21 protein-coding genes are annotated in these 21,693 nt (G+C 66.8%); 13 read left to right on the top strand and 8 right to left on the bottom strand.

What is annotated here, in order from left to right:
* Positions 1-59 precede the first annotated feature (59 nt).
* Positions 60-716 (bottom strand): GntR family transcriptional regulator, encoded by a 657-nt coding sequence (locus AAE021_RS09115; protein WP_342022037.1) that lies wholly within the window; start codon positions 714-716, stop codon positions 60-62.
* 209 nt (positions 717-925) lie between these two features.
* On the opposite strand from AAE021_RS09115, the gene AAE021_RS09110 reads away from it, so the two are divergent.
* Positions 926-2,941, top strand: a complete 2,016-nt coding sequence (locus AAE021_RS09110) for an acetate--CoA ligase (protein WP_342022036.1) — start codon at positions 926-928, stop codon at positions 2,939-2,941.
* Positions 2,942-2,943: 2 nt separating this feature from the next.
* Here the strand turns inward: AAE021_RS09110 and AAE021_RS09105 are convergent, their stop codons facing one another.
* The 3 genes from AAE021_RS09105 to AAE021_RS09095 all read right to left on the bottom strand — a co-directional run bounded on the left by AAE021_RS09105 (position 2,944) and on the right by AAE021_RS09095 (position 4,598).
* On the bottom strand, positions 2,944-3,609 hold the full coding sequence (locus AAE021_RS09105; RefSeq protein WP_342022035.1) for an MBL fold metallo-hydrolase: 666 nt from the start codon (positions 3,607-3,609) through the stop codon (positions 2,944-2,946).
* A gap of 72 nt (positions 3,610-3,681) precedes the next feature.
* Positions 3,682-4,224 carry an N-acetyltransferase family protein gene (locus tag AAE021_RS09100; protein WP_342022034.1) on the bottom strand — a complete coding sequence of 181 codons (543 nt, stop codon included), beginning with the start codon at positions 4,222-4,224 and terminating at the stop codon, positions 3,682-3,684.
* Positions 4,221-4,598: a metalloregulator ArsR/SmtB family transcription factor gene (locus AAE021_RS09095; protein WP_342022033.1), complete on the bottom strand. Its 378-nt coding sequence runs from the start codon at positions 4,596-4,598 to the stop codon at positions 4,221-4,223. The genes AAE021_RS09100 and AAE021_RS09095 overlap by 4 nt, the downstream gene beginning before the upstream one ends.
* Positions 4,599-4,698: 100 nt before the next feature.
* Between AAE021_RS09095 and arsB the strand changes: the two genes are divergently transcribed.
* The 5 genes from arsB to AAE021_RS09070 are packed head-to-tail and all read left to right on the top strand — an operon-like array spanning position 4,699 to position 9,906.
* Positions 4,699-5,811: an ACR3 family arsenite efflux transporter gene (gene arsB, locus AAE021_RS09090; protein ID WP_342022032.1), complete on the top strand. Its 1,113-nt coding sequence runs from the start codon at positions 4,699-4,701 to the stop codon at positions 5,809-5,811.
* The gene (locus AAE021_RS09085) at positions 5,808-6,230 is read left to right on the top strand and encodes an arsenate reductase ArsC (protein ID WP_342022031.1); all 423 of its coding nucleotides are present in this window, start codon (positions 5,808-5,810) and stop codon (positions 6,228-6,230) included. The genes arsB and AAE021_RS09085 overlap by 4 nt, the downstream gene beginning before the upstream one ends.
* Positions 6,231-6,256: 26 nt before the next feature.
* Complete coding sequence (locus tag AAE021_RS09080) at positions 6,257-7,720, top strand: FAD-dependent oxidoreductase (RefSeq protein WP_342022030.1); 1,464 nt, start codon at positions 6,257-6,259, stop codon at positions 7,718-7,720.
* Positions 7,721-7,740: 20 nt separating this feature from the next.
* Positions 7,741-8,919 carry an ArsO family NAD(P)H-dependent flavin-containing monooxygenase gene (locus tag AAE021_RS09075; protein ID WP_342022029.1) on the top strand — a complete coding sequence of 393 codons (1,179 nt, stop codon included), beginning with the start codon at positions 7,741-7,743 and terminating at the stop codon, positions 8,917-8,919.
* A gap of 9 nt (positions 8,920-8,928) precedes the next feature.
* Entirely contained in the window at positions 8,929-9,906 is a 978-nt protein-coding gene (locus AAE021_RS09070) for a bile acid:sodium symporter (RefSeq protein ID WP_342022028.1), read from the top strand.
* 5 nt (positions 9,907-9,911) lie between these two features.
* On the opposite strand, the gene AAE021_RS09065 is transcribed toward AAE021_RS09070, so the two are convergent.
* Positions 9,912-10,979 carry an LLM class flavin-dependent oxidoreductase gene (locus AAE021_RS09065; RefSeq protein WP_342022027.1) on the bottom strand — a complete coding sequence of 356 codons (1,068 nt, stop codon included), beginning with the start codon at positions 10,977-10,979 and terminating at the stop codon, positions 9,912-9,914.
* A gap of 95 nt (positions 10,980-11,074) precedes the next feature.
* Here AAE021_RS09065 and AAE021_RS09060 point away from each other — a divergent pair, with 95 nt between their 5' ends.
* On the top strand, positions 11,075-11,665 hold the full coding sequence (locus tag AAE021_RS09060; protein ID WP_342022026.1) for a CGNR zinc finger domain-containing protein: 591 nt from the start codon (positions 11,075-11,077) through the stop codon (positions 11,663-11,665).
* A gap of 4 nt (positions 11,666-11,669) precedes the next feature.
* Here the strand turns inward: AAE021_RS09060 and AAE021_RS09055 are convergent, their stop codons facing one another.
* Positions 11,670-12,617, bottom strand: a complete 948-nt coding sequence (locus AAE021_RS09055) for a GlxA family transcriptional regulator (RefSeq protein ID WP_342022025.1) — start codon at positions 12,615-12,617, stop codon at positions 11,670-11,672.
* A gap of 109 nt (positions 12,618-12,726) precedes the next feature.
* Between AAE021_RS09055 and AAE021_RS09050 the strand changes: the two genes are divergently transcribed.
* The gene (locus AAE021_RS09050) at positions 12,727-13,368 is read left to right on the top strand and encodes a cysteine hydrolase family protein (protein WP_342022024.1); all 642 of its coding nucleotides are present in this window, start codon (positions 12,727-12,729) and stop codon (positions 13,366-13,368) included.
* Positions 13,369-13,442: 74 nt separating this feature from the next.
* Here the strand turns inward: AAE021_RS09050 and AAE021_RS09045 are convergent, their stop codons facing one another.
* Both AAE021_RS09045 and AAE021_RS09040 read right to left on the bottom strand, forming a co-directional pair.
* A complete protein-coding gene (locus AAE021_RS09045; protein ID WP_342022023.1) occupies positions 13,443-14,171 on the bottom strand; it encodes a response regulator in 729 nt (242 codons plus the stop codon).
* On the bottom strand, positions 14,168-15,901 hold the full coding sequence (locus tag AAE021_RS09040) for a sensor histidine kinase (protein ID WP_342022022.1): 1,734 nt from the start codon (positions 15,899-15,901) through the stop codon (positions 14,168-14,170). Before AAE021_RS09040 ends, AAE021_RS09045 begins: the two co-directional genes overlap by 4 nt.
* Positions 15,902-16,095: 194 nt before the next feature.
* Here AAE021_RS09040 and AAE021_RS09035 point away from each other — a divergent pair, with 194 nt between their 5' ends.
* From AAE021_RS09035 to AAE021_RS09015, 5 genes are all read left to right on the top strand, one after another.
* Positions 16,096-17,475, top strand: coding sequence for a cation:dicarboxylate symporter family transporter (locus tag AAE021_RS09035; protein WP_342022021.1), 1,380 nt, complete (start codon positions 16,096-16,098; stop codon positions 17,473-17,475).
* A 451-nt stretch (positions 17,476-17,926) separates the two neighbouring features.
* On the top strand, positions 17,927-18,826 hold the full coding sequence (locus AAE021_RS09030; protein ID WP_341392527.1) for an AAA family ATPase: 900 nt from the start codon (positions 17,927-17,929) through the stop codon (positions 18,824-18,826).
* 38 nt (positions 18,827-18,864) lie between these two features.
* Complete coding sequence (locus AAE021_RS09025) at positions 18,865-19,770, top strand: ScpA family protein (protein ID WP_342025355.1); 906 nt, start codon at positions 18,865-18,867, stop codon at positions 19,768-19,770.
* Positions 19,748-20,401, top strand: coding sequence for an SMC-Scp complex subunit ScpB (gene scpB / locus AAE021_RS09020; RefSeq protein WP_342022020.1), 654 nt, complete (start codon positions 19,748-19,750; stop codon positions 20,399-20,401). The genes AAE021_RS09025 and scpB overlap by 23 nt, the downstream gene beginning before the upstream one ends.
* A gap of 23 nt (positions 20,402-20,424) precedes the next feature.
* On the top strand, positions 20,425-21,690 hold the full coding sequence (locus AAE021_RS09015; protein ID WP_342022019.1) for a pseudouridine synthase: 1,266 nt from the start codon (positions 20,425-20,427) through the stop codon (positions 21,688-21,690).
* Positions 21,691-21,693: the final 3 nt, after the last annotated feature.

The raw sequence follows: 21,693 nt of genomic DNA, 5'->3' as shown, positions 1-21,693 counted from the left end.
CAGTGGTTGCAGAAGAAAGTTCTAGGGCCCGGCAATCAAGGTTTCGGGGGGAGGAATTCTCAGCCCGGGGGACCGGTGGCAGCCAGGAAGTGTTCCAGGCTCTTGTGCAGGTGAACCGAGGTGGCGGCGGCGGCCAGCGCCGGATCGCGGGCTGCGATGGCTCCGGCAATGGTGGCGTGCTCACCGGCGGTGGCCAGCAGCCGGTCGGGGTTGTCCTTGGCCAGGCGGCGGACCCGCGCCAGGTGCAGCCGCACGTTCGCCAGTGCCTGGGTGAGGTAGGTGTTGGCCGCGGCCGCATCAATGGCTTCATCCAGCCGGGCCACCAAGGTGTAGTAGCCGGAGCGGGACGGATCAGCCGCTGCCTCGTCCTGCACGATCAGGCTGGCGGCGTTTTCGAACTCCCGGCGGAGGCCGGTGAAGACGTCCGGGTCTCCCCGCTGCGCTGCCAGTGACGCCGCCTTGCACTCCAGCGCCTGGCGGAGCTCAAACAGGTCGCTGACGGTCTGCGGAGAGATGGAGGTGACGACGACGCCGCGGCCGTTGTGCGGTGCGGCCAGTCCGTCGGCGGTGAGCCTGCTGATGGCCTCGCGCAGCGGGGTGCGGGAAATTCCGAGGCGCTGGGACTGTTCCACCTCGGCAAGCACCGTCCCCGGCAGCAGGCGGCCGGTCACGATGTCCTCGCGGAGCGCCCGGTAAGCGCGGTCGCTTGCCCTCAAGGGACGCTCCTTTCCGCTGCGGGCGGGCCGGTGGTGCGGTCCATCCCAAGTGTGATGTGCCTCATCAGTGTATACACAGCCACGCTTTGTGGAAACTCCTGCCGGAAAATACTGAGCAACGCGGGAGGTCATGTATACACAGTGGTGTTGTGGCCTGCACTCCCGCTGGCCTAGGGTGATGGCTATCACATCCGAATCGAGGAGGATTCATGAGCTCTGGCCTGGGTGCAGGAAACAAGGCAACGCAGGCGGCGGCCGTTCCCGCGGCAGACGCGGCAGCAGGCGCGGCTGCAGCCGTGGCAGGGAACGCTCCCGGGAGCGCCGCCGGAGGATACGCGCAGGCTTATGCCCGCAGCGTCGAGGATCCGGAAGGCTTCTGGCTCGAGGCGGCCGCGCTGGTGGACTGGGACACACCGCCGCGGCAGGCGCTGGATGACTCCGCTGCTCCGCTGTACCGCTGGTTCCCCGACGGAATGCTGAACACCAGCTACAACGCCCTGGACCGGCACGTCGCCGCAGGGCGCGGCGACTCGCGGGCCCTGATTTATGACTCCGCCATGCTCGGCACCACGCGCACCTACACCTACAGCGAACTGCTCGCCGAAGTGGAGACCTTCGCCGGAGTGCTCCGCGGGCTGGGTGTGGAAGCGGGGGACCGGGTCATCATTTACCTGCCGATGATCCCGCAGGCCGTGATTGCCATGCTCGCAGCGGCCAGGCTCGGCGCCGTGCACTCAGTGGTTTTCGGCGGCTTCGCCCCGAAGGAGCTGGCGGCGCGGATCGACGACGCGCGCCCCGCCGTCGTCGTCACCGCCAGCGGCGGGCTGGAGCCCAAACGTGCCGTGGAGTATCTGCCCAACGTGGCTGACGCGCTCGCCGCCGCCACCCATACGGTGAACCACGTGGTGGTTGCCGCCCGGGACGGTTTTGAGCACTCCTTGAGTGAATACGACGGCGCGGGCGGCACCGCATGGCATGACTGGGATACGCTCGCGGCCGCTGCCGAACCCGCCGGTCCGGTGTCCGTTGCTGCCACCGATCCGCTGTACATCCTGTACACCTCCGGTACCACCGGAGCGCCCAAAGGAGTGGTCCGGGACAACGGCGGCCACGCCGTCGCGCTGGCCTGGTCCATGCGCAACGTCTATGACATTGGACCCGGCCAAGTGATGTGGACCGCCTCAGACGTTGGCTGGGTGGTGGGACACTCCTACATTGTGTATGCGCCGCTGCTCGCCGGCGCAACGACCGTGCTGTACGAGGGCAAGCCGGTGGGCACGCCCGACGCCGGGGCGTTCTGGCGCGTGGCGGGCCAGCATGCCGTGGATGTCCTCTTCACCGCGCCCACGGCACTGCGCGCCATCCGCAAGGCGGATCCGGAGGCCGAGCTGATGGCGGACTATGACCTCTCGCGGCTGCGGACGCTCTTTGTGGCCGGAGAGCGGCTGGATCCGGAAACCTTCTCCTGGGCGGGCCGGGCGCTGGAGATTCCGGTGGTGGATCACTGGTGGCAGACCGAAACGGGCTGGGCGATCTGCGCCAATCCGCTGGGCCTGGAACAGCTGCCCATCAAGGCCGGCTCCGCCACCGTTCCGGTGCCGGGTTTCTCGCTGGCGGTTGTCGACGGCGGGGGTGCTGACGTTGCCGCCGGCGAGGAGGGGAACATTGTGCTGCGGCTGCCGCTGCCGCCGGGCACGCTCACCACGCTCTGGGGCAGCGATGACCGGTTCCGCTCCTCGTATCTGGAGATTTTCGAGGGCTGCTACACCACCGGGGACTCCGGCTACGTGGATGAGGACGGTTATGTGTTCATCATGGGCCGCACCGACGACGTCATCAACGTCTCCGGGCACCGGCTGTCCACCGGGGCCATGGAGCAGATTGTGGCAACCCATCCCGCGGTGGCCGAGTGCGCGGTGATTGGAGTGGCGGACTCGTTAAAGGGGCAGCGCCCGTGCGGTTACGTGGTGCTCAAGTCCGGGTCGGAGCTGGGCGTGGAGGAGCTGCGGGCGGACCTGGTGAAGCTGGTGCGTGAATCCATCGGACCGGTGGCGGATTTCAAGGACGTGCAGGTCGTGGAGGCGCTGCCCAAGACCCGCTCAGGCAAGATCCTGCGCAAGACCATGCGCCAGATTGCCGACGGCGATGCTTACAGTGTGCCGTCGACCATCGAGGATCCGGCCGTGATTGACGCACTGGTGCCACTGCTGCGTCCGGGAGGCTGAAACTAGCGGCTTCCGCCGGCCTGCACCCGGGCGATGATTGCGTCGATGCGGTGGTGCGTCTCCGCAGGCCCTGCGACCCGTGCGCAGGGCGGGCTTCCCTCCGTGGTGCCCCAGGGCACCAGGACGTCGAAGTCGAGTCCACGGACCAGTGCGAGGCTGTCGAGATAATCACTGCGCAGCCCGGCATCCAGGACAACAGCCTTCCATTCGCCGTCCTCAATCCAGATGAAATCGCCGGTGAAGAGAAAACGGTGGGTGCCGTTGTTCCACAGGTACGACGTAGTCCCGGCCGTATGGCCGGGGGTGGGGATCACTTCAAGATCGTCGCCAATCATTTCCCGCTGGTCGAACACTCCCGCCGGAGCAAGCGACGCCGCGGCTTCCGCGTGGTCTCTGCGGTGGATCCAGACCGGCACGTCCAAGTTGGGCTGTCCGTACATTGCCTCGTGGCTGTGATTGACCAGCAGGCGGACCGGTGCGCCGAGCGTCCGGATCGAATCCGCCGCTTCGCTCACGCCGGGGGAGTTGTAGATGACGATGTTTCCCTCCGGGCGCTCCAGGAGGTAGGAGCGCAGCAGCACGTTGTGCTGGTAGGGGAGCCGGGAGGGCGGAGCGGCCAGAAGCCCCTCGAACGGCGTGTCGAGCTGGGTGCCTGCTGCGGATGTCATGGCGTCAGCCAAGCACCCGGCGGGTGTTGGCGCAACGGTGTGGCAGCCGCACCGCGGTCCCGGGGGAGGGAGCTAGTCCGTCCCGACGGTGCTGCTGCGCCGCTCCAGGAATACGGTGTCCCGCCACTCGCCGGCCTGCGGCCCGTACGTCATTTGTGCCACGCGCTCACGGATGCCGACCACCCGGAAGCCCGCCGCCCGGTGCAGGGTTAGGCTGGCGGTGTTCTCGGGGAAGATGCTGCATTGGAGGGTCCAGATGCCCGAGTCCTCGGCGGCGGACACGATGGCCCGAAGCAGGGTTTGTCCCATCCCGCGGCCCCATGCCGCCGGATCCACGTACACGGAGTGCTCGGCTACACCCCGGTAAACATCGCGGGCGGAAACGGAGGAAGCCGCGGCCCAGCCCAGGATCCCGCCGTCGGATTCAGCAACCAGCCGCAGTCCGGGCAAATGTCGTGCATTGAAGGTTTCCCAATCGGGCGTCCGGCTTTCGAAGGTTGCCTGGCCGGTGGCGATCCCTGCCGCATAAATGGCCTTCACCGCCGGCCAGTCCACCGCCTGCAGGGGGCGGATGAGGGGCGTCCCGCCGCTCGTCGGACCAGCGATGCTGTTCACCGGGGCGACAGGACGGCGGCTGCCCGTTCCAGCGCACCCGGGACGATGGAGTAGTAAGCCCACACGCCGCGCTTTTCGCGGTGCAGGATGCCGGCGTCCACCAGAATTTTCAGGTGGTGGGAAACCGTCGGCTGGCCCAGGCCGACAGGCTCGGTCAGGTCACAGACACAGGCTTCCTTGTTCTCCTGGGCTGCGATCAGGGACACCAGGCGCAGCCGCGTCGGTTCGGCCACGGCCTTGAGCAGCTGGGCGAACCGCTGGGCGTCTTCGAGGCTGAGGGCTTCGGACGTCAGCGGAGCGCAGCAGGCATCGGTGGCCGGGGCGAAAGCAGTCTGAGCGGTGTTCACTCCACTATTATCCACATCAATTGACATCCGTCGATATATGCGGGGATACTCGACACCGGCATACATCGATCATTGTCGATCCCGATGTGAGCCGCCCCCCGTTGATGTCCCCGCGCCAAGGAGCCCTGTGAGCACGTCCACCGCACCACCCCAAACCGGACAGGTCACCGCCCGGCTCTCCACCCTTGACCGCTTCCTGCCCGTGTGGATTATCGCTGCGATGGCCGCGGGGCTGCTGCTGGGCCGGCTGGTGCCCGGCATCGGCCCGGCGCTGGATTCGGTTCAGGTTTCGAACGTGTCGCTGCCCATCGCCGTCGGCCTGCTGGTGATGATGTACCCGGTGCTGGCCAAGGTCCGCTACAACGAGACCCGCGCAGTGGTGGCGGACCGGAAGCTCATGATCACGTCACTGGTGCTGAACTGGGTGGCCGCCCCGGCGTTCATGTTTGCCCTGGCCTGGATTTTCCTGCCGGATCTGCCTGAATACCGGACCGGACTGATCATTGTCGGTTTGGCCCGCTGCATCGCCATGGTCATGATCTGGAATGACCTGGCCTGCGGAGACCGCGAGGCCGCCGCCGTGCTGGTGGCCATCAACTCCGTGTTCCAGGTTCTTGCCTTCGGCGCACTGGGGTGGTTCTACCTGCAGGTCCTGCCGGGCTGGCTCGGCTTGGAAACGACCAGTGCGCAGTTCTCCTTCTGGTCGATCACCGCCAGCGTCCTGGTTTTCCTCGGCATTCCGCTGCTGGCAGGCTTCCTGACCCGCGTCCTCGGCGAAAGGGCCCGCGGCCGGGATTGGTATGAGGAAACGTTCCTGCCAAGGCTTGGCCCCTGGGCGCTGTACGGCCTGCTGTTCACCATTGTCCTGCTCTTCGCCCTGCAGGGAGACGAGATCACCTCGAACCCGTCGGACGTGGCACGGATCGCCCTGCCGCTGCTGGTTTACTTCATCGTGGTGTTCGGCGCCGGGATGGTGCTGGGAAGAGTGCTGAACCTGGGGTATCCGCGCACCACCACCCTGGCCTTCACCGCCGCGGGCAACAACTTTGAACTGGCCATTGCCGTGGCGATCGGCACCTACGGCGTGACCTCCGGGCAGGCGCTCGCCGGCGTCGTCGGCCCGCTGATCGAGGTGCCGGTGCTCGTCGCCCTGGTCTACGCCGCGCTGTGGGCGCAGAGGAAATACTGGCCCGCCACCGCTGCCGCCACTGCCACCTCCAGAGAAGAGACGAACCGATGACCACCCCGGAAGCCACAGTGAAGCCATCCGTCCTGTTTGTCTGCGTCCACAATGCCGGACGCTCGCAGATGGCTGCCGCGTACCTGCGAACCCTTGGCGCAGGCCGGATCGAGGTGCGGTCCGCCGGATCCGCTCCCGCCGGCTCCGTCAACCCCGCCGCCGTCGAAGCCATGGCCGAGGACGGCATCGACATGTCCGCCGAGCAGCCCAAGGTCCTGACCACCGAGGCGGTGAGGGAATCCGACGTCGTGATCACCATGGGATGCGGCGACGCATGCCCGATCTTCCCCGGCAAACGCTATGAGGACTGGAAACTTGATGACCCGGCCGGCCGCGGCGTGGACGCCGTCCGCCCCATCCGAGATGATATCAAGGCCCGGATTCTCGCGCTGATCGCCGACCTGCTGCCGGCCAAGTAACGCCCCCCTTGTTGAAAGAGATCCACATGCCTGAGAACACTGAAACCGGACTGTCCACCCTTCCCGTCGCCGTCATCGGCGCCGGCCCCGTCGGGCTGGCGGCGGCCGCGCACCTGCTCGAACGCGGCCTGACGCCCCTGATCTTCGAGGCCGGTGACGCTCCGGCCGCCGCGGTCAGCGCCTGGGGACACACCCGGTTGTTCTCACCGTGGCGGTACGACGTCGACGCCGCCGCCCGCCGCCTGCTTGCCGGCACCGGCTGGCAGGAACCGGAGGCCGACGGGCTGCCCACCGGCGCCGAGCTGGTTGAGCAGTACCTCCGGCCGCTGGCCGCGGTTCCGGCCATCAGCTCCGCCCTGCACACCTCCAGCGAAGTCCTCGCCGTCAGCCGCGAGGGCCTGGACAAGACCCGCACCGGCGCACGGGACAAGGTCCCGTTCCTGGTCCGGGTCCGGGACGGCAAAGGGACGGTTACCGACCACCGCGCCCGCGCCGTCATTGACGCCTCCGGGACGTGGAGCACCCCGAATCCGCTCGGACAGGCCGGCCTCGCGGCGCCTGGCGAAGCCGAGGCCTGCGCCTCCGGCCTCATTACCGCGCCGCTGCCCGACGTCACCGAGCGCGACCGTGCCCGGTTTGCCGGCAAACACGTCCTGGTGGTCGGCGCCGGACACTCCGCGGCCAACACCCTGCTGGCGTTGGCCGAGCTGGCGGAACAGGAGCCGGAAATCCGCATCAGCTGGGCCATCCGCACCTCATCGGCTGCCGGAGTGTACGGCGGAGGGGACCTCGACGGGCTGCCCGCCCGCGGCGCCCTCGGCAGCCGGCTGCGCACTCTGGTCGAGGAAGGCCGGATCGACCTGCACACCTCCTTCACCATCACCGGCTTCAAGAGTGCGCAGACCCTGGCCGTGCTCGGGGCCACTCCGGCCGGCGAAAGGCAGCTGGAGGTGGATCTGCTGGTCCCGGCCACCGGGTTCCGGCCGAATCTGGACATGCTCCGGGAAATCCGCCTTGATCTTGACCCCGCCGTGGAGGCTCCGAGGGCCCTGGGCCCGCTCATCGACCCGGAATTCCACAGCTGCGGAACCGTGGAGCCGCACGGGGCCAGGCTGCTGTCCCACCCGGAAAAGGACTTCTACCTCACCGGGATGAAGTCCTACGGCCGTGCGCCCACCTTCCTGATGGCCACCGGTTACGAACAGGTCCGCTCCATCGCCGCGGCCCTTGCCGGCGACCAGGAAGCGGCCGACGACGTTCAGCTGGTCCTGCCCGAAACCGGGGTGTGCTCCACCGACCTGGGTGGCAGCTGTGACACGGAGGCCTCCGCGGCCGGCCAGGGCGGGTCCTCCTGCTGCGCGCCGGAACCTGTGGTGGCTCCGGCCGCGGCCGAAGCTGCGGGATCCTCATGCTGTTCAGCACCCGAACCGGCGTTCCTCGGCATTCCCACGGGCCTGGTCCACGGGCGGTCCGCGGAGCGGGAGAACTAGGCCCGCGCCGGGAAGGAACCATGCAGGGAACGGATACAGCTGCGGAAGCAACGTTCGGGGACTCGGGCGGCGACGTCGACGTCCTGGTCATTGGCGGCGGACAGGCCGGCCTCGCTGCCGGGTATTACCTGAACCGTCTGCGGCGGGACGAGGCCGCCGGGAGGTCCGGCCCTGCCCCGACCTTCGCCATCCTCGACGCCAATTCCGAGCCGGGCGGTGCCTGGCAGCACTACTGGCCCAGCCTGGTGCTGTTTTCCCCGGCCGCGTACAGCTCCCTGCCCGGGTACCAGATGCCGGCCTGGCCGGGGAACGGCAACCCGACGGCATGTCATGTGCGGGACTACCTGAGCAGCTATGAGTCCCGGTATGACCTTTCCATCCACCGGCCGGTCCGGGCCATGGCCGTGCGCCGGGCCGCGGACGGCGGCTACATTACGGACACCAGCCGGGGACAGTGGACCAGCCGGGTTGTTATTAACGCGACCGGGACGTGGAACGCTCCGTACCTTCCGCAGTTGCCCGGCGCAGAGTTGTTCCAAGGCCGGCAATTGCACACCGCTGATTACCAGGGGCCGGGAGCCTACGCCGGCTTGAACGTGATTGTTGTGGGCGGCGGCAACTCGGGCGCCCAGATTGCGGCGGACCTTATGCCGGGGGCATCGGTCACCTGGGTGACCCGGAAGCCCCCGCGCTACCTGCCGGATGACGTGGACGGGACGGAGCTGTTCCGGATTGCCACCCGCCATGTCCGCGCTCTGGCAGCCGGCGAGCCAAGCCCCGGGACCGCTGGTTCCCTCGGTGACATCGTGGCGGTACCGGCGGTACCGGCGGTACGGAGGGCGCGCGACGCCGGCCTGTTGGAGGCCAGGCCTCTGTTCTCCCGCTTCGTCCCGGGCGGAGTCCGGTGGCCGAACGGCGAGCACGCGGCAGCCGACATTGTGCTGTGGTGCACCGGGTTCCGGCCCGCTCTGGCACATTTGCAGCCCCTGTCGCTGCAGCCCGAAAGGGGAGCTCCGGCAACGGAACCCCACCCGGCAACGCGTTCGGCAGACAGCCCTGGTCTGTTCTTCCTGGGCTACGGGGACTGGTGCGGCCCGGCGTCGGCCACCCTTATCGGCGTCGGTGCTTCAGCTCGTGACACAGTAGCCGCGGCGGCTGCCCTGGCTGCCGAAGCCCGGGCGGAGGCATCGGGTTCATAGGATGGGGGAGTGACCCCAACCGCCGCCGTCGTCCGCCTGGAACGCCACCAGATTGTGCTGTACCTCGCGGCGCTGCTGGCCGGGGGAGTGCTCGGATGGCTGGTTCCCGGGGCCGGACCACCGATGGAGGCCGCCATCAATCCTGTCCTCGGTGCGCTGCTGTTCGCCACGTTCCTGGGCATTCCGTTCGGCCGTCTGCTCCGGGCGCTGAAGGACGGCAGATTCATGGCGGCCGTCCTGGTCCTGAATTTTGTGCTGGTTCCGGTTGTGGTCTTTGTGCTGTCACGCTTCGTGGCAGGAGAGCAGGCGCTCCTGGTGGGTGTGGTGATGGTGCTGCTGACCCCGTGCATTGACTACGTGATCGTCTTTTCCGGGCTGGCCGGCGGGGCAAGCGAGCGGCTGCTCGCGGCTGCTCCGATCCTGATGCTGCTGCAAATGCTGTTGCTGCCCGGATACCTGCTGCTGTTTGCCGGCCCCGGCGTTGTTGCCGCCATTGAACCCGGCCCTTTTGCCGAGGCCCTGGTGTTCCTCATTCTGGTGCCGATGGGCCTGGCGGCGCTGACGCAGGCGGCGGCAGGGCGATTTGCCGTTGCCGCCGGGCTGATGCGGGTGGTGCAGGGACTGATGGTGCCGCTCATGATGCTCACGCTGGCCGTGGTGGTCGGGTCGCAGATCAGCGGCGTCGGCGGGCAGCTGCCATTGCTGGCCGCTGTTGTTCCGCTGTACGCCGCATTCCTGACCATCATGGTTCCGGTGGGGCTGCTGACGGCACGGGCCGCCGGGCTGGACGTGGCCGGCACCCGCGCGGTCATCTTCAGCGGCGCCACCCGGAACTCCCTGGTGGTGCTGCCCCTGGCGCTTGCCCTGCCGGCACCGCTGGCGCTGGTTCCCGTCGTCGTCGTTGCACAGACCCTCGTTGAACTGATCGGCATGGTGGTGTTTGTCCGCCTTATACCCCTGGTTGTGCGCGCCCCTGCCGACGCCTGATTCGGCTAGGCCGCCGACATCCCGTAATGATCCGCGAGCAGTTCCAGGGTTTGCGCCTGGGTGCTGCGCAGGTATCCGCCGGTCACGAGCATCACTTCATCAACGCCGGTCCGGCGCTGCAGATCCTCCAAAGTGGCTGCCACCTCTTGGGGGGTGCCATGGATGGTCCGGTCGGTGTATTCCTCAAGGATCTGCCGTTCCTGGAGGCTGGGGCGGTAGGCCGCCACTTCCTCCGGGGGCAGCAGCGCAAAGGGCTTGCGGGTGAACATCCGCAGCATTGCCATGGCGGTGGAGGTGGCCTGGCGGCGTGTCTCTGCGGGATCCTCATCGGCAATGGCTCCAATGCTGACCAGGCTGTAGGGCTTGTCCAAGTAGACCGACGGACGGAAATTTTCGCGGTAGATCCGCATGGCGTTGAGGATGTCGGCGCTGCCGAACTGCAGGGCAAACGCGTACGGGCGGCCAAGTCGCGCCGCCACCTGCGCGGAGTACACCGAAGACCCGAGGATCCAGACGTCCGCCGCCGTCTCGGGCCGCGGCACCCGGTTCTCGTCAGCCTGCCACGGACCCGGTACGGCCGGTACGCCGGCATAGGGGTGTCCCTCCGGGAAGTCGTTCTCCAGGAAGCCGACCAGCTCGGCAATCTGTTCGGGGAATTCGTCGTTGGCGGAGGCATGGCGCCGCAATGCTGCTGCGGTGGCGCCGTCGGTCCCCGGGGCCCGGCCCAGGCCCAGGTCGATGCGTCCGGGAGCCAGCGCGTCCAGCATGCCCACCTGCTCGGCGACGACCAGCGGCACATGGTTGGGCAGCATGATTCCACCGGCCCCCAGCCGGATACGTTCGGTTTCGCCGGTGAGCCGGGCCGCCATCAGCAGCGGCGACGGAATGGCGGCTCCGGGCATGGCATGGTGTTCCGACATCCAGAAACGCTGGAAGCCGCGGCGGTCCGCCAGCTTGGCCAGGGAGATGATCTCCCCGTACGTTTCGGTGACTTGGTGTCCGACGCCGGTGAAAGCGTTGTCAAGGACCGAAAGCACGAACGGTGCGGTGCCGGCAGGGGTGGAATGGTTCATGAAACGCCTCACTTATCACGGTATAACTGTATTTTTCGCGTGATAACAACCCTAGGGGTTTCTCACGGAAAAGCACAACTGATACCGTGAGGGTTATGACAAATGTCCCACTCCCTCCGGCACCGGGCACTGCCGGGCACCTCAGCCTGGCACTGGCCAACAGCGTCGTAACGCTTCCGGGGGGCCTGCGGGTTGACGAATTGGACAGTCCGGAAAATGCCACAGCCTGGCTGATTGCCCAGGACCTGGCTCCGGAAGGAACCGGCCTGCTCTCCTACTGCCAGCTGCAGCTCGAGGGCCTGAGAGGGGACCTCCGGCAGGTGCTCGGGGCCCACGCCGGAGGCACCGCGCCCGCCCCGGCGGCCTTGGAAGGCCTGAACCGCGCCCTGACCGCCGTGCCCAGCGCGGCACCGCTGCACTATTCCCCGGAAGCGGGACTGGTGCGGGGCCACACCCATCCGCTGAGCCAGATTGTTGCCCACGCCATGGCGCAGATTGCCGAAGATGCCGCGGAACTGCTGACGGGCCCCGATGCCGGCCGTCTTGCATCCTGTGCCGCGGCACCGTGTGACCGGTTTCTGATCCGCACGCATGCGCGCCGGCAGTGGTGCTCCGAGCGGTGCGGCGCCCGGCAGCGCGCCAACCGGTCCTACGCCCGGAAGCTGGAAAAGGCCCGGATGGATTAGGCGCTCAGCTGTTGGTGAAGCGCATGCGGTAGGACGTTGGCGTGGTCGAGTACGCGCCGATGAAGTTCTGCCGGAACGTCACCGGGCTGCCAAAGCCGCAGGCTTCGGCAATTCGCGCCATGCTCCAGGTTGTGGTCTCCAGCAGCAGACGTGCTTCGTCGAGCCGCCTGCCGAGCACCCAGCGGGCCGGCGGCAGTCCCGTGGTTTCCCGAAACCTGCGGGTGAAATTGCGTTTGCTCATGACGGTGTGGGCGGCCAGCACTTCCACGCTCAGGTCCCGGTCCAGGTTGGCCAGTGCCCAGTCGATGGTCCTGCCAAGCGGTCCGCCCAGTTCGGAATGCGAAACCGGCCGGGCGATGTACTGGGCCTGGTCGCCCTCGCGGTGCGGAGCAACAACTATGTGTCGGGCCACGTCCGCCGCGGCCGCGGAACCCAGGTGCGTCCGCACAATGTGCAGGCAGGCATCCAGGGCGGAGGCCGTCCCCGCTGAGGTCAACACGTCTCCGTGATCAATGTAGAGCGCGGAGTCATCGAAGCTGACAGCGGGCTGTGCGGCGGCCATGTCCTTGGCTGACTCCCAGTGCGTGACGGCGCTGCGTCCGTCCAGCACGCCGCTCCGTGCCACCGGATAGGCACCCAGGCAGAGTCCGGCAAGGCCTGCCCCGCGCGCGTGGGACGTGCGGATCAGGCTCAGCAGATCATCGGTTGGCTGAGAAAGGTCAGGCAGCCAGGACGGGAAGACCACAAGGTCCGCTGCCTGTGCAAAGTCCGGGCCGGCAACCCCGTCCACCAGATATCCTTCAGCGCTGCGCACCGGCGCGCCCGTCTCGGTGAAAACGCCGGTCTCCCAGGTTTTGGCCAGTCCCAAACGCGCCACTTCGCCGAACACCAGCAGAGGTGTGGCCAGATGGAAGAGGGTGATTCCGTCAAAGGCGTGGATGGCAATCTTCATTTGGCCTATTCTCATCGGAAGTATGCATATATGCCACTCACTGCACGGGCCCCTCCGCTGCCATGCTGGAAGCAACACCACCTAAGCCACCTCAAAGGGAGCCCACACCATGGCACAACCACAGCGCGCACTCGTCCTCGTTGACGTGCAGAATGAATACTTCGGCGGACCGCTGGAAATTCAGTATCCGGACCGCGGAGAGTCCCTGGCCAACATCACCACGATCATCGACGCGGCCCAGGCACAGGGGCTGCCCGTCGTCGTCGTACAGCACGAAGCGCCGGCCGGGTCACCGGTCTTCGCGGAAGGTTCGCAGGGCTGGGACCTGCACCCGGACGTTGCCGCCCGCCGCAGGGATTCCTGGAAGCGGATCGGCAAGAGCTATGCGAGCGTTTTTGCCGGCACCGATTTCGAGTCCTGGCTGCGGGAGAACGGGGTCGACACCATCACCCTGGCCGGCTACATGACCAATAACTGCGACCTCGCCACGGCCGCTGCCGCCGAGCCGCTGGGCTTCACGGTGGAAGTGCTCTCGGACGCGAGCGGCGCCATCCACCTGGCCAACGAGGCGGGGCAGGTCAGCGCCCGGCAGATGCATGAGGCGCTCATGGTGCTGCTGCAGTCCAATTTTGCCGCTGTGGCCACGACGCGGGAGTGGCTGGAGGCCGTGGAAAACGGCACGGCACTGCCGCAGAGCGATCTGGGCACCTCGGCCATGCAGGGACGGGCGGCGTTCCAGCCGGTCGCCTGATTCCATGGCTGCCCGGGGCCCCGGGGGTGGAACCTCAGGCCCGGGGCAGCCGAACAGCGTGCCCAAACCCGCAGTCACCGCCGCCAGCTGTATTCCAGCTCAGGCCGACCGCGTGTTCCGTAGCGGGGAGTACGCAGCACCGCGCGCTGGTCGCCCAGGTGCTCCAGATACCGCCGGACGGTAATGCGGGACATGGTCAGCGCCGCCGAAACCTCACTGGCGGACATCGGTGCTGAGACGGACTTCAGCAGCTCCGAAACGGCCTTCAGCGTGTCGGGGGACAGGCCCTTGGGCAGCACCGCCGGCACGTTGGGGCGCAGCGCCGCCAGGGCACGGTCCACTTCCGACTGCGTTGCGGAGATCCCCTGGCCGGCCAGGTTCAGGTGGTACTCACGGTAGGCGGCGAGCTTGGCGCTGAAAGCCGAAAAGGTGAACGGCTTGATCAGGTACTGCGCAATGCCAGCGGACATGGCGCTGCGGACGACGGCGAGATCCCGCACCGCCGTAATGGCAATGACATCCGCGGGGACACCGGCGCCCCGGATGCGCCGCAGCACGTCGAGCCCGTGCAGATCCGGCAGGTTCATGTCCAGCAGGACAAGGTCGACGGCGGCGCCGTCCTCCGGCGGGGTACCGCTGCGTCCCGTGGCGGATGCGTTGAGGAAGGTGATCGCGTCGGTGCCGGAATGCACGACGCCGGCCAGCGCGTAACCGCTGCTGCGCCGCACGTATTCAGCATGGGCTTCAGCGACAAGGGGATCGTCCTCAACGACCAGGACGGTGATGTTGCGTTCGGCGTTCACGGCTGCTCCGTCCCGGCCGCGGACAGCGCGGCGGACGCGTTGCCACGGTGCAGCGGCAGCAGCACCGTGAACCGCGCGCCGCACCCGGGGGAGCCCCCTGGATCCAGCTGCAGCGATCCGCCCAGCCGCAGCACGGCCTGGCGCACCAGCGGCAGCCCGATGCCCCGGCCGGTGGCGCCGGTCCCGGAGGGCAGGAGCACCTTTGGATCCTTGGTGCTGAATCCCTGGTCAAACACCTGCCCGGCATCGAGTTCCGGAATGCCCGGACCGTTGTCCTGCACCGTGATTCGGAACCAGGGGCCGCCGTCGTCGTCAATCCGGGCAAACAGCGCGTGAACTGTGGGGTCCTGAGTTCCCTGAACGGCGTCAAAGGCGTTATCCAGGAGGTTGCCCACGATGGTCACGAGCTCGCCGGGGTCCACCTCCAGGGGAACATCGGATCCGGCGGAGTCCAGGTCAACATCCAGGCGGATGGCGCGCTCGCGGGCCTGCGCCGACTTCCCGGTGAGCAGCGCGGCCAGGGCGGGATCGCCCACGGAGGCGACGACGTCGTCGGCCAGTTTCTGCGACTGTTCCAAATCACGCGTGGCGAACTCCAGCGCGTCGCCGTGGCGGTTCAGCTCAATGAGCGAAACAAGAGTGTGAAGCCGGTTGGCATGTTCGTGGGCCTGGGCCTGAAGGGCGTCGGTCAGGGTGCGCATGGACTGCAGTTCTCCGGTCAGGGCTTCAATATCGGTGTGGTCGCGCAGAGTGGTCACGGTGCCGAAGCGTTTGGGTACAGCGCTCCGTTTGCCGCCGCGGTTGCCCGGGAGAAGCCGGGCGACGCCGTCGCGCGCCGGAGGGGCGACGGCGGGGGACTGGTTGACCACCAGGATGCGGTCCCGCGCGAAGTGGAACTCGTCCTCGGCGCTCCTGCCCCCGTGCAGCAGGTCGGCCAGGGGACCCGGCAGTCCCAGGGACCGGGCATCCCGGGGTTGTCCGCTGTGGCCGGGAGCCAGGTCCAGCAGGGCTGCCGCCTGATCGTTGTACAGGACAAGCTCGCCGTCGTTATTCAGCAGCAGCAGGCCTTCGCGCAGCGAATGCAGGGCGGAGTCGTAGAACGTGAACATGCTCAGCAGCTCATCGGGCCGGCGGTCCCGGGTGGTGCGCCGCAGATAGCGGCTGAGCGCGTAGGAGGCCAGCGTTCCACAGGCCAGTGCTCCCAGCGCTGTAAGGAACACCGCCGGCAGGTCGGCGTTGCGGGCGATGGCCACGCGGTCCACGGTGATGCCGGCGGCGACGAGCGCAGTGACCTCCCCGTCCGCTCCGAAGACGGGGACGATGGCCCGGACCGAGGGGCCCAGCGTGCCGGCGTAGGTTTCAGTGAAGGACTGCCCGGCCAGCGCCTGGTCCACGGAGCCGATGTAGGCCTTGCCGATCTCGTCATCGCTGCGGTGCGTGAACCGCGTCCGGTCGGGAGCCATGATGGTCAGGAAATCGATCTGCGCGGCCTCCATGACGGCCCGTGCGAACGGCTGCAGTCCAGCACTCGGATCCACGGCTGCCGCCGATTCGAGCACAAAGGGATCCGCAGCAACGGTTCCCGCCACGGACAGCATCCGCTCCGCGGTGTCCTCATAAGTGTTCCGTTCGGCCTGGTGATAGAGCGCCAGCGAGAGCCCGAGGGACAGGCATACGAGAAAAGCCAGTTGCCCCATCAGCAGCCGACTGGCCAGACTCCATTTCCGCACTTAGTTTTTCCTTTTGCTCAAAGCAATTGAGAACAGTATGACCACAATCGTGACAGTCGTCACAGCAGCGGATGACGATAGATATGAATGACTTATGTTTCCGGCGAATCCCGTACGGCTCCGCACCGGCGGAGAACCGCAGTCTCGGTGCCGCAGAGGGACAGATCAGCAACCACAGCCTAGGAGCAGCACAAATGGCATCTGCCACTATTCCCAAAGGCGCAAGCTCACCGAAGAGCCCGCGCAAGAAGGACAGAACACATTTTCTCTACATCGCAGTTATTCTCGCGGTGGTGCTCGGTGCCACTCTGGGCCTCGTTCAGCCGGAATTCGCCAAAGGGCTCAAGCCCATCGGCACGGCCTTCATCGGTCTGATCAAGATGATGATCGCACCGGTCATCTTCTGCACAATTGTCCTTGGCATCGGCTCGATCGCCAAAGCAGCCACCGTTGGCAAGGTTGGCGGCCTTGCCCTGGGCTACTTCATCGTCATGTCCACCTTCGCCCTGGCCATCGGCCTCGTCGTCGGAAACCTGATCCACCCGGGCGAAGGATTGAACATTGCCGCCGGCGCCTCGGATGCCCCGAAGGTAGCCGAGGACGCTGAGGGAATGGCCGGCTTCCTCCTCAGCATCATTCCCACCACGCTGCTGGCATCGCTGACCGGCGAGAGCATCCTGCAGACCCTCTTCGTGGCTCTGCTGGTCGGTTTCGCACTGCAGAAGATGGGCTCCACCGGAGCCCCGATCCTCACCCTGATCGGACAGATCCAGAAGCTGGTCTTCCGCATCCTGGGCATGATCATGTGGCTGGCGCCCATCGGCGCCTTCGGTGCCATTGCCGCCGTCGTCGGTGAAACCGGCGTGGACGCCATCAAGAGCATGGCCGTGCTGATGATCGCTTTCTACATCACCTGCGCCCTGTTCATCGTCGTGGTCCTGGGCGGGGTGCTCAAGCTGTGCACGGGAGTGAACATTTTCAAGCTCATGCGTTACCTGGGCCGGGAATACCTGCTCATCTTCTCCACCTCATCCTCCGAGGTTGCCCTGCCGCGCCTGATCGCGAAGATGGAGCACCTGGGCGTCTCCAAGCCCGTGGTTGGCGTAACCGTACCCACGGGTTATTCGTTCAACCTTGACGGCACCGCCATCTACCTCACGATGTCGGCCCTGTTTGTGGCCTCCGCCATGAACATGCCGCTGGAGCTGGGCGAGCAGATCTCGCTGCTGGTCTTCATGATCATTGCCTCCAAGGGCGCCGCCGGCGTCACCGGTGCCGGACTGGCAACGCTTGCCGGCGGACTGCAGTCGCACCGCCCGGACCTGGTGGAGGGTGTTGGCCTGATCGTAGGCATCGACCGCTTCATGTCCGAAGCCCGCGCGCTGACCAACTTCACCGGCAACGCCGTCGCCACCGTCCTGATCGGTACCTGGACCAAGGAAATCGACAAGGGCCAGGTCAACGCCGTGCTGAACCGCGAACGCCCGTTCGATGAATCCACGATGGATGACGGCCATGCCGAGCCGGAAGCTCCTGCCTCCGAGCCCGAGCTGACGGCCACGGCCGCCCGCTAGGGTTCCGCCATGGGCCGGAGCCGGAGCTGCTGCTTCGAGTTCCGGGATAGGGCCGTTTGATGCCGAAGGGCGCCCCCGCATACCGTTGCGGGGGTGCCCTTCGGCGTTTCGCGGGGCTGCAGCTCTGCGGAAAATCCCCCGTTTTGGGTTAAACCGACCGTTTTGGGATTTCCCTGCCATTGCGCAGTGGCAGCAGAAACCCAAAGTGGCAGCAAAAACCCGCGGCACAAAACCCGCAGCAAAAACCCGCGGCAGATCCTGGCCACGGAGCATCGGGGGACGGTCTGCGCGAGGTGGTGCCGGATGCGCGCCGCGGAAAGGTTCGACCTCTAGCTGAGAGTCAAGGCTCGCGGCGCTCCGCGGCACCGATTCGCGGTATAGGTGTTGCACGGCTGTAATCTTGACAGGGACAGCCCGCAGGACAGCTAGAGACGGAAGCGTGGATTATTACGTGAGCAGCGATCAGAGTTCAACAACTCTGCAGGACGCAACACAGGACGCAGCCGATTCCGTGATGGGGCCGACCGGACGCCCGCTGACGGAATTCCCCGAACCTCCGGTACTCAGTTCCCACGGTCCCGCGCGCATTATCGCCATGGTGAACCAGAAGGGCGGCGTGGGTAAAACGACGTCCACCATCAACCTCGGCGCCGCGCTGGCTGAAGCCGGCCGCAAGGTCCTCCTGGTGGACTTTGATCCGCAGGGAGCTCTCTCCGCCGGCCTGGGCACCAATCCGCACGAGCTGGACCTCACCGTCTACAACGTACTGATGGACCGCAAGGTGGATATCCGTGAGGCCATCCACGAAACGGGCATCGAAAACATCGATCTCCTGCCCGCCAACATTGACCTGTCCGCCGCCGAGGTGCAGCTGGTCAATGAGGTTGCCCGCGAGCAGGTCCTGGAGCGCGCGCTGCGAAAAGTGTCGGATGACTACGACGTCATCCTCATCGACTGCCAGCCGTCCCTGGGACTGCTGACCGTCAATGCGCTGACCGCCGCACACGGCGTTATCATCCCGCTGATCTGCGAGTTCTTTGCCCTGCGCGCTGTGGCACTGCTGGTGGAGACCATCGAGAAGGTCCAGGACCGGCTGAACCCGGGACTGCAGATCGACGGCGTGCTGGCCACCATGTACGACGCGCGGACCCTCCACAGCCGGGAAGTCATCTCCCGCCTTGTCGAGGCCTTCGGCGACAAGGTCTTCGAAACCGTCATCAAGCGCACCATCAAATTTGCCGATGCCACCGTGGCAGCCGAGCCGATCACCACCTACGCGGGCAACCACCCGGGCGCCGATTCCTACCGCCGCCTGGCCAAGGAACTGATTTCCCGCGGCGGCGCACCCTAAAGACCGTGGAGACCGGTCAGCAGGAATCCGGCACCTCAATAACCGGTCAGCCGGAGCCCGGCCCGCAGGAATCCGGCGGGCAGGAATCGGCCGTCCGCGGCTTCCGGGTCCGGCTGCAGAACTTCACCGGACCGTTTGACGTCCTGCTGGGGCTGATCTCCAAGCATGAACTGGACATCACGGAAATTGCCCTGGCCGCCGTCACCGACGATTTCATCGGCTATATCCGGGACCTCGGCGCCGACGGCCAGGCGTGGGCACTGGATGAGGCCAGTGAATTCCTGGTGATAGCCGCCACCCTGCTGGATCTGAAGGCCGCCCGGCTGCTCCCGGCCGGCGACGTCGAGGATCCCGAGGACGTGGCCCTGCTGGAAGCACGCGACCTCCTGTTTGCGCGGCTCCTCCAGTACCGGGCGTTCAAGCAGATCGCGGCCATTCTCGACACGCGCCTGCAGGAGGAAGCCGAACGCTTCCCCCGGCAGGTCACTCTCGAACCTCAGTTCGCGGCCATGCTCCCCGATCTCATTTGGCGCACCGGCCCGCAGGATTTCGCGGCTCTGGCGGCCAAGGCGCTGACGCCCCGGGAAGCGGCCCCCACCACGGTGGGGCTGGCGCACCTGCACGCACCCAAGGTGAGCGTGCGCGAGCAGACGGATATCGTCGCCGGCCGCCTGATGGCTGCCGGACAACTCACCTTTACCGCACTGGTGCACGACGCCGGCGGACCGGTTGCGGTGGCCCGCTTCCTGGCGCTGCTGGAGCTGTTCCGTGACGGAGCCGTGGCCTTTGACCAGCCTGATCCGCTGGGGCAGCTGCTCATCAGCTGGGCGGCCGCGCCGGGCGGCTGGCCGCTGCCGGCGGTCCGCCGCGGAGAGGATGGCACCCCGGAAGTAGCCGGGAACCCCACCACACTGGAGGAACATGCAGCAGAACCCGTTCGATAAGCCGGAGCAAGCCGGGGAGCCCGGGCTGCCCGGCGATACCCCTCCGGATATCCGTGCCGCCGTCGAGGCCGTGCTGATGGTGGCTGATGAACCCGTCACCGCGGCGGAGCTCGCCGCCGTCCTGGAAGTTCCCGCGGAGCAGGTCCAGGGCATCCTCTCGGAACTGCAGCGGGAGTATGACGGCTATACTGGGGGAGGACCCGGTGGCACAGTACGTAGTTTTACTTCAATAAGAGGTTTTGAACTGCGGGATGTGGCCGGCGGCTGGCGGATCTACTCCCGCGCCGAGTTTGCACCCGTGGTCTCGAAGTTCGTCCTGGGCGGCCAGAGTTCACGTTTGACTCAGGCGGCCCTGGAAACCCTGGCAGTGATTGCCTACCGGCAACCTGTCTCCAGGGCGCGGGTATCAGCCATCCGGGGCGTCAATGTTGACTCCGTCGTCCGGACCCTGGTCCAGCGCGGGCTCATCAGCGAAGCCGGTGTGGAAGCCGAGACAGGTTCAATGATGTACCGGACCACCCCGTACTTCCTGGAACGGCTCGGACTGGGCGACCTCAACGAACTTCCGCGGCTTGCACCGCACCTGCCCGGGCTGGAAAACCTGGCTGAATTTGAAGACACTACTTACTAACCGCTACACCCGAAGGATTTTTCATGACACAGGCACCCCGCTCCGGATCCGGATCAGGCCGCAACAACCCGCGCAGCAGCGGGGGAGCAGCCGGCGGCAGGTCCTTCGGTAAGGGCTCCAAGCCTGCCGGTTCCCGCACCGGCGCTCCGCGCTCCGGCGGCCGCTCCGGCGGACCCCGCGATTCCGAGATGACTGCCGGCGAGTTCCGCGCCAACGGTTACAAGCCGCGCGACGAAAGCGCCGAGAACCGTCCCGCGAAATTCCGCTCCGCTGCTTCCCGCGCCTTTGACGGCAAAGGTTCCGGCGCGTCCAAGGGCTCCGCTGCCTCCAAGCCGGGCGCCGGCCAGTTCAAGCCCGAGGGCTACAAGCCGGGCCAGTCCGCCAAGCCGTACGGCACCAAGGGCGGCGGCGCCTCCCGCACCGGCGGACCCCAGTCCGGTCAGCGCAAGAGCGGGGACCGCGCGTTCCGCAACGAGCGCTTCGGCCAGAACCTGGGTGCCGTCAAGCGCACCAACACCCGCCGTCCGGCCAAGCCCACCATCTCCGAGCACCACGACCCCGAGGGCATCCGCCTGCAGAAGGTCATGGCCCAGGCGGGCGTGGCATCGCGCCGCGTCTGCGAGGACATGATCCGTGAGGGACGCGTGGAGGTCGACGGCGAAGTCGTCACCGAGGTTGGCGTCCGCGTTGATCCCCAGAACGTCACCGTCCACGTGGACGGCATGCGCCTGCAGCTGGACGAGAACCTGAAGTACTACGTCTTCAACAAGCCCAGCGGCGTTGTCTGCACCATGGATGACCCGGAAGGCCGCCCGTGCATCAGCGACTTCCTGAAGAGCACCAACAAGCACGAGCGCCTTTTCCACGTTGGCCGTCTGGACACCAACACTGAGGGCCTGCTGCTGCTGACCAATGACGGCGAGCTGGCCAACCGCCTGACCCACCCATCCTACGAGGTGCCCAAGACTTACCTCGTCCAGGTCCGCGGACCCATGGCCCAGGGTGTCGGCGCCCAGATGCGCGAAGGCATGGAACTTGAGGACGGCTTTGCCAGCGTTGACTCCTTCAAGCTGGTCGACTCCACGCCGGGCCACCTCCTGGTGGAGGTTGTCCTGCACTCGGGCCGCAACCGCATTGTCCGCCGCCTGTTCGACGCCGTCGGTCACCCGGTGGAGCGCCTGGTCCGCACCCAGGTGGGTCCGATCCGGGTGAACGACCAGCGCCAGGGCAGCATCCGCGTGCTCGGCCGCACCGAAGTCGGTCACCTCCTGGCCTCCGTAGGCCTCTAAGCA

The organism is Arthrobacter citreus (genome assembly GCF_038405225.1).
Classification (GTDB): domain Bacteria; phylum Actinomycetota; class Actinomycetes; order Actinomycetales; family Micrococcaceae; genus Arthrobacter_B; species Arthrobacter_B citreus_A.
The sequence above is the reverse complement of the archived record's forward strand: the minus strand, read 5'-3'. Positions and strand labels throughout refer to the sequence as shown.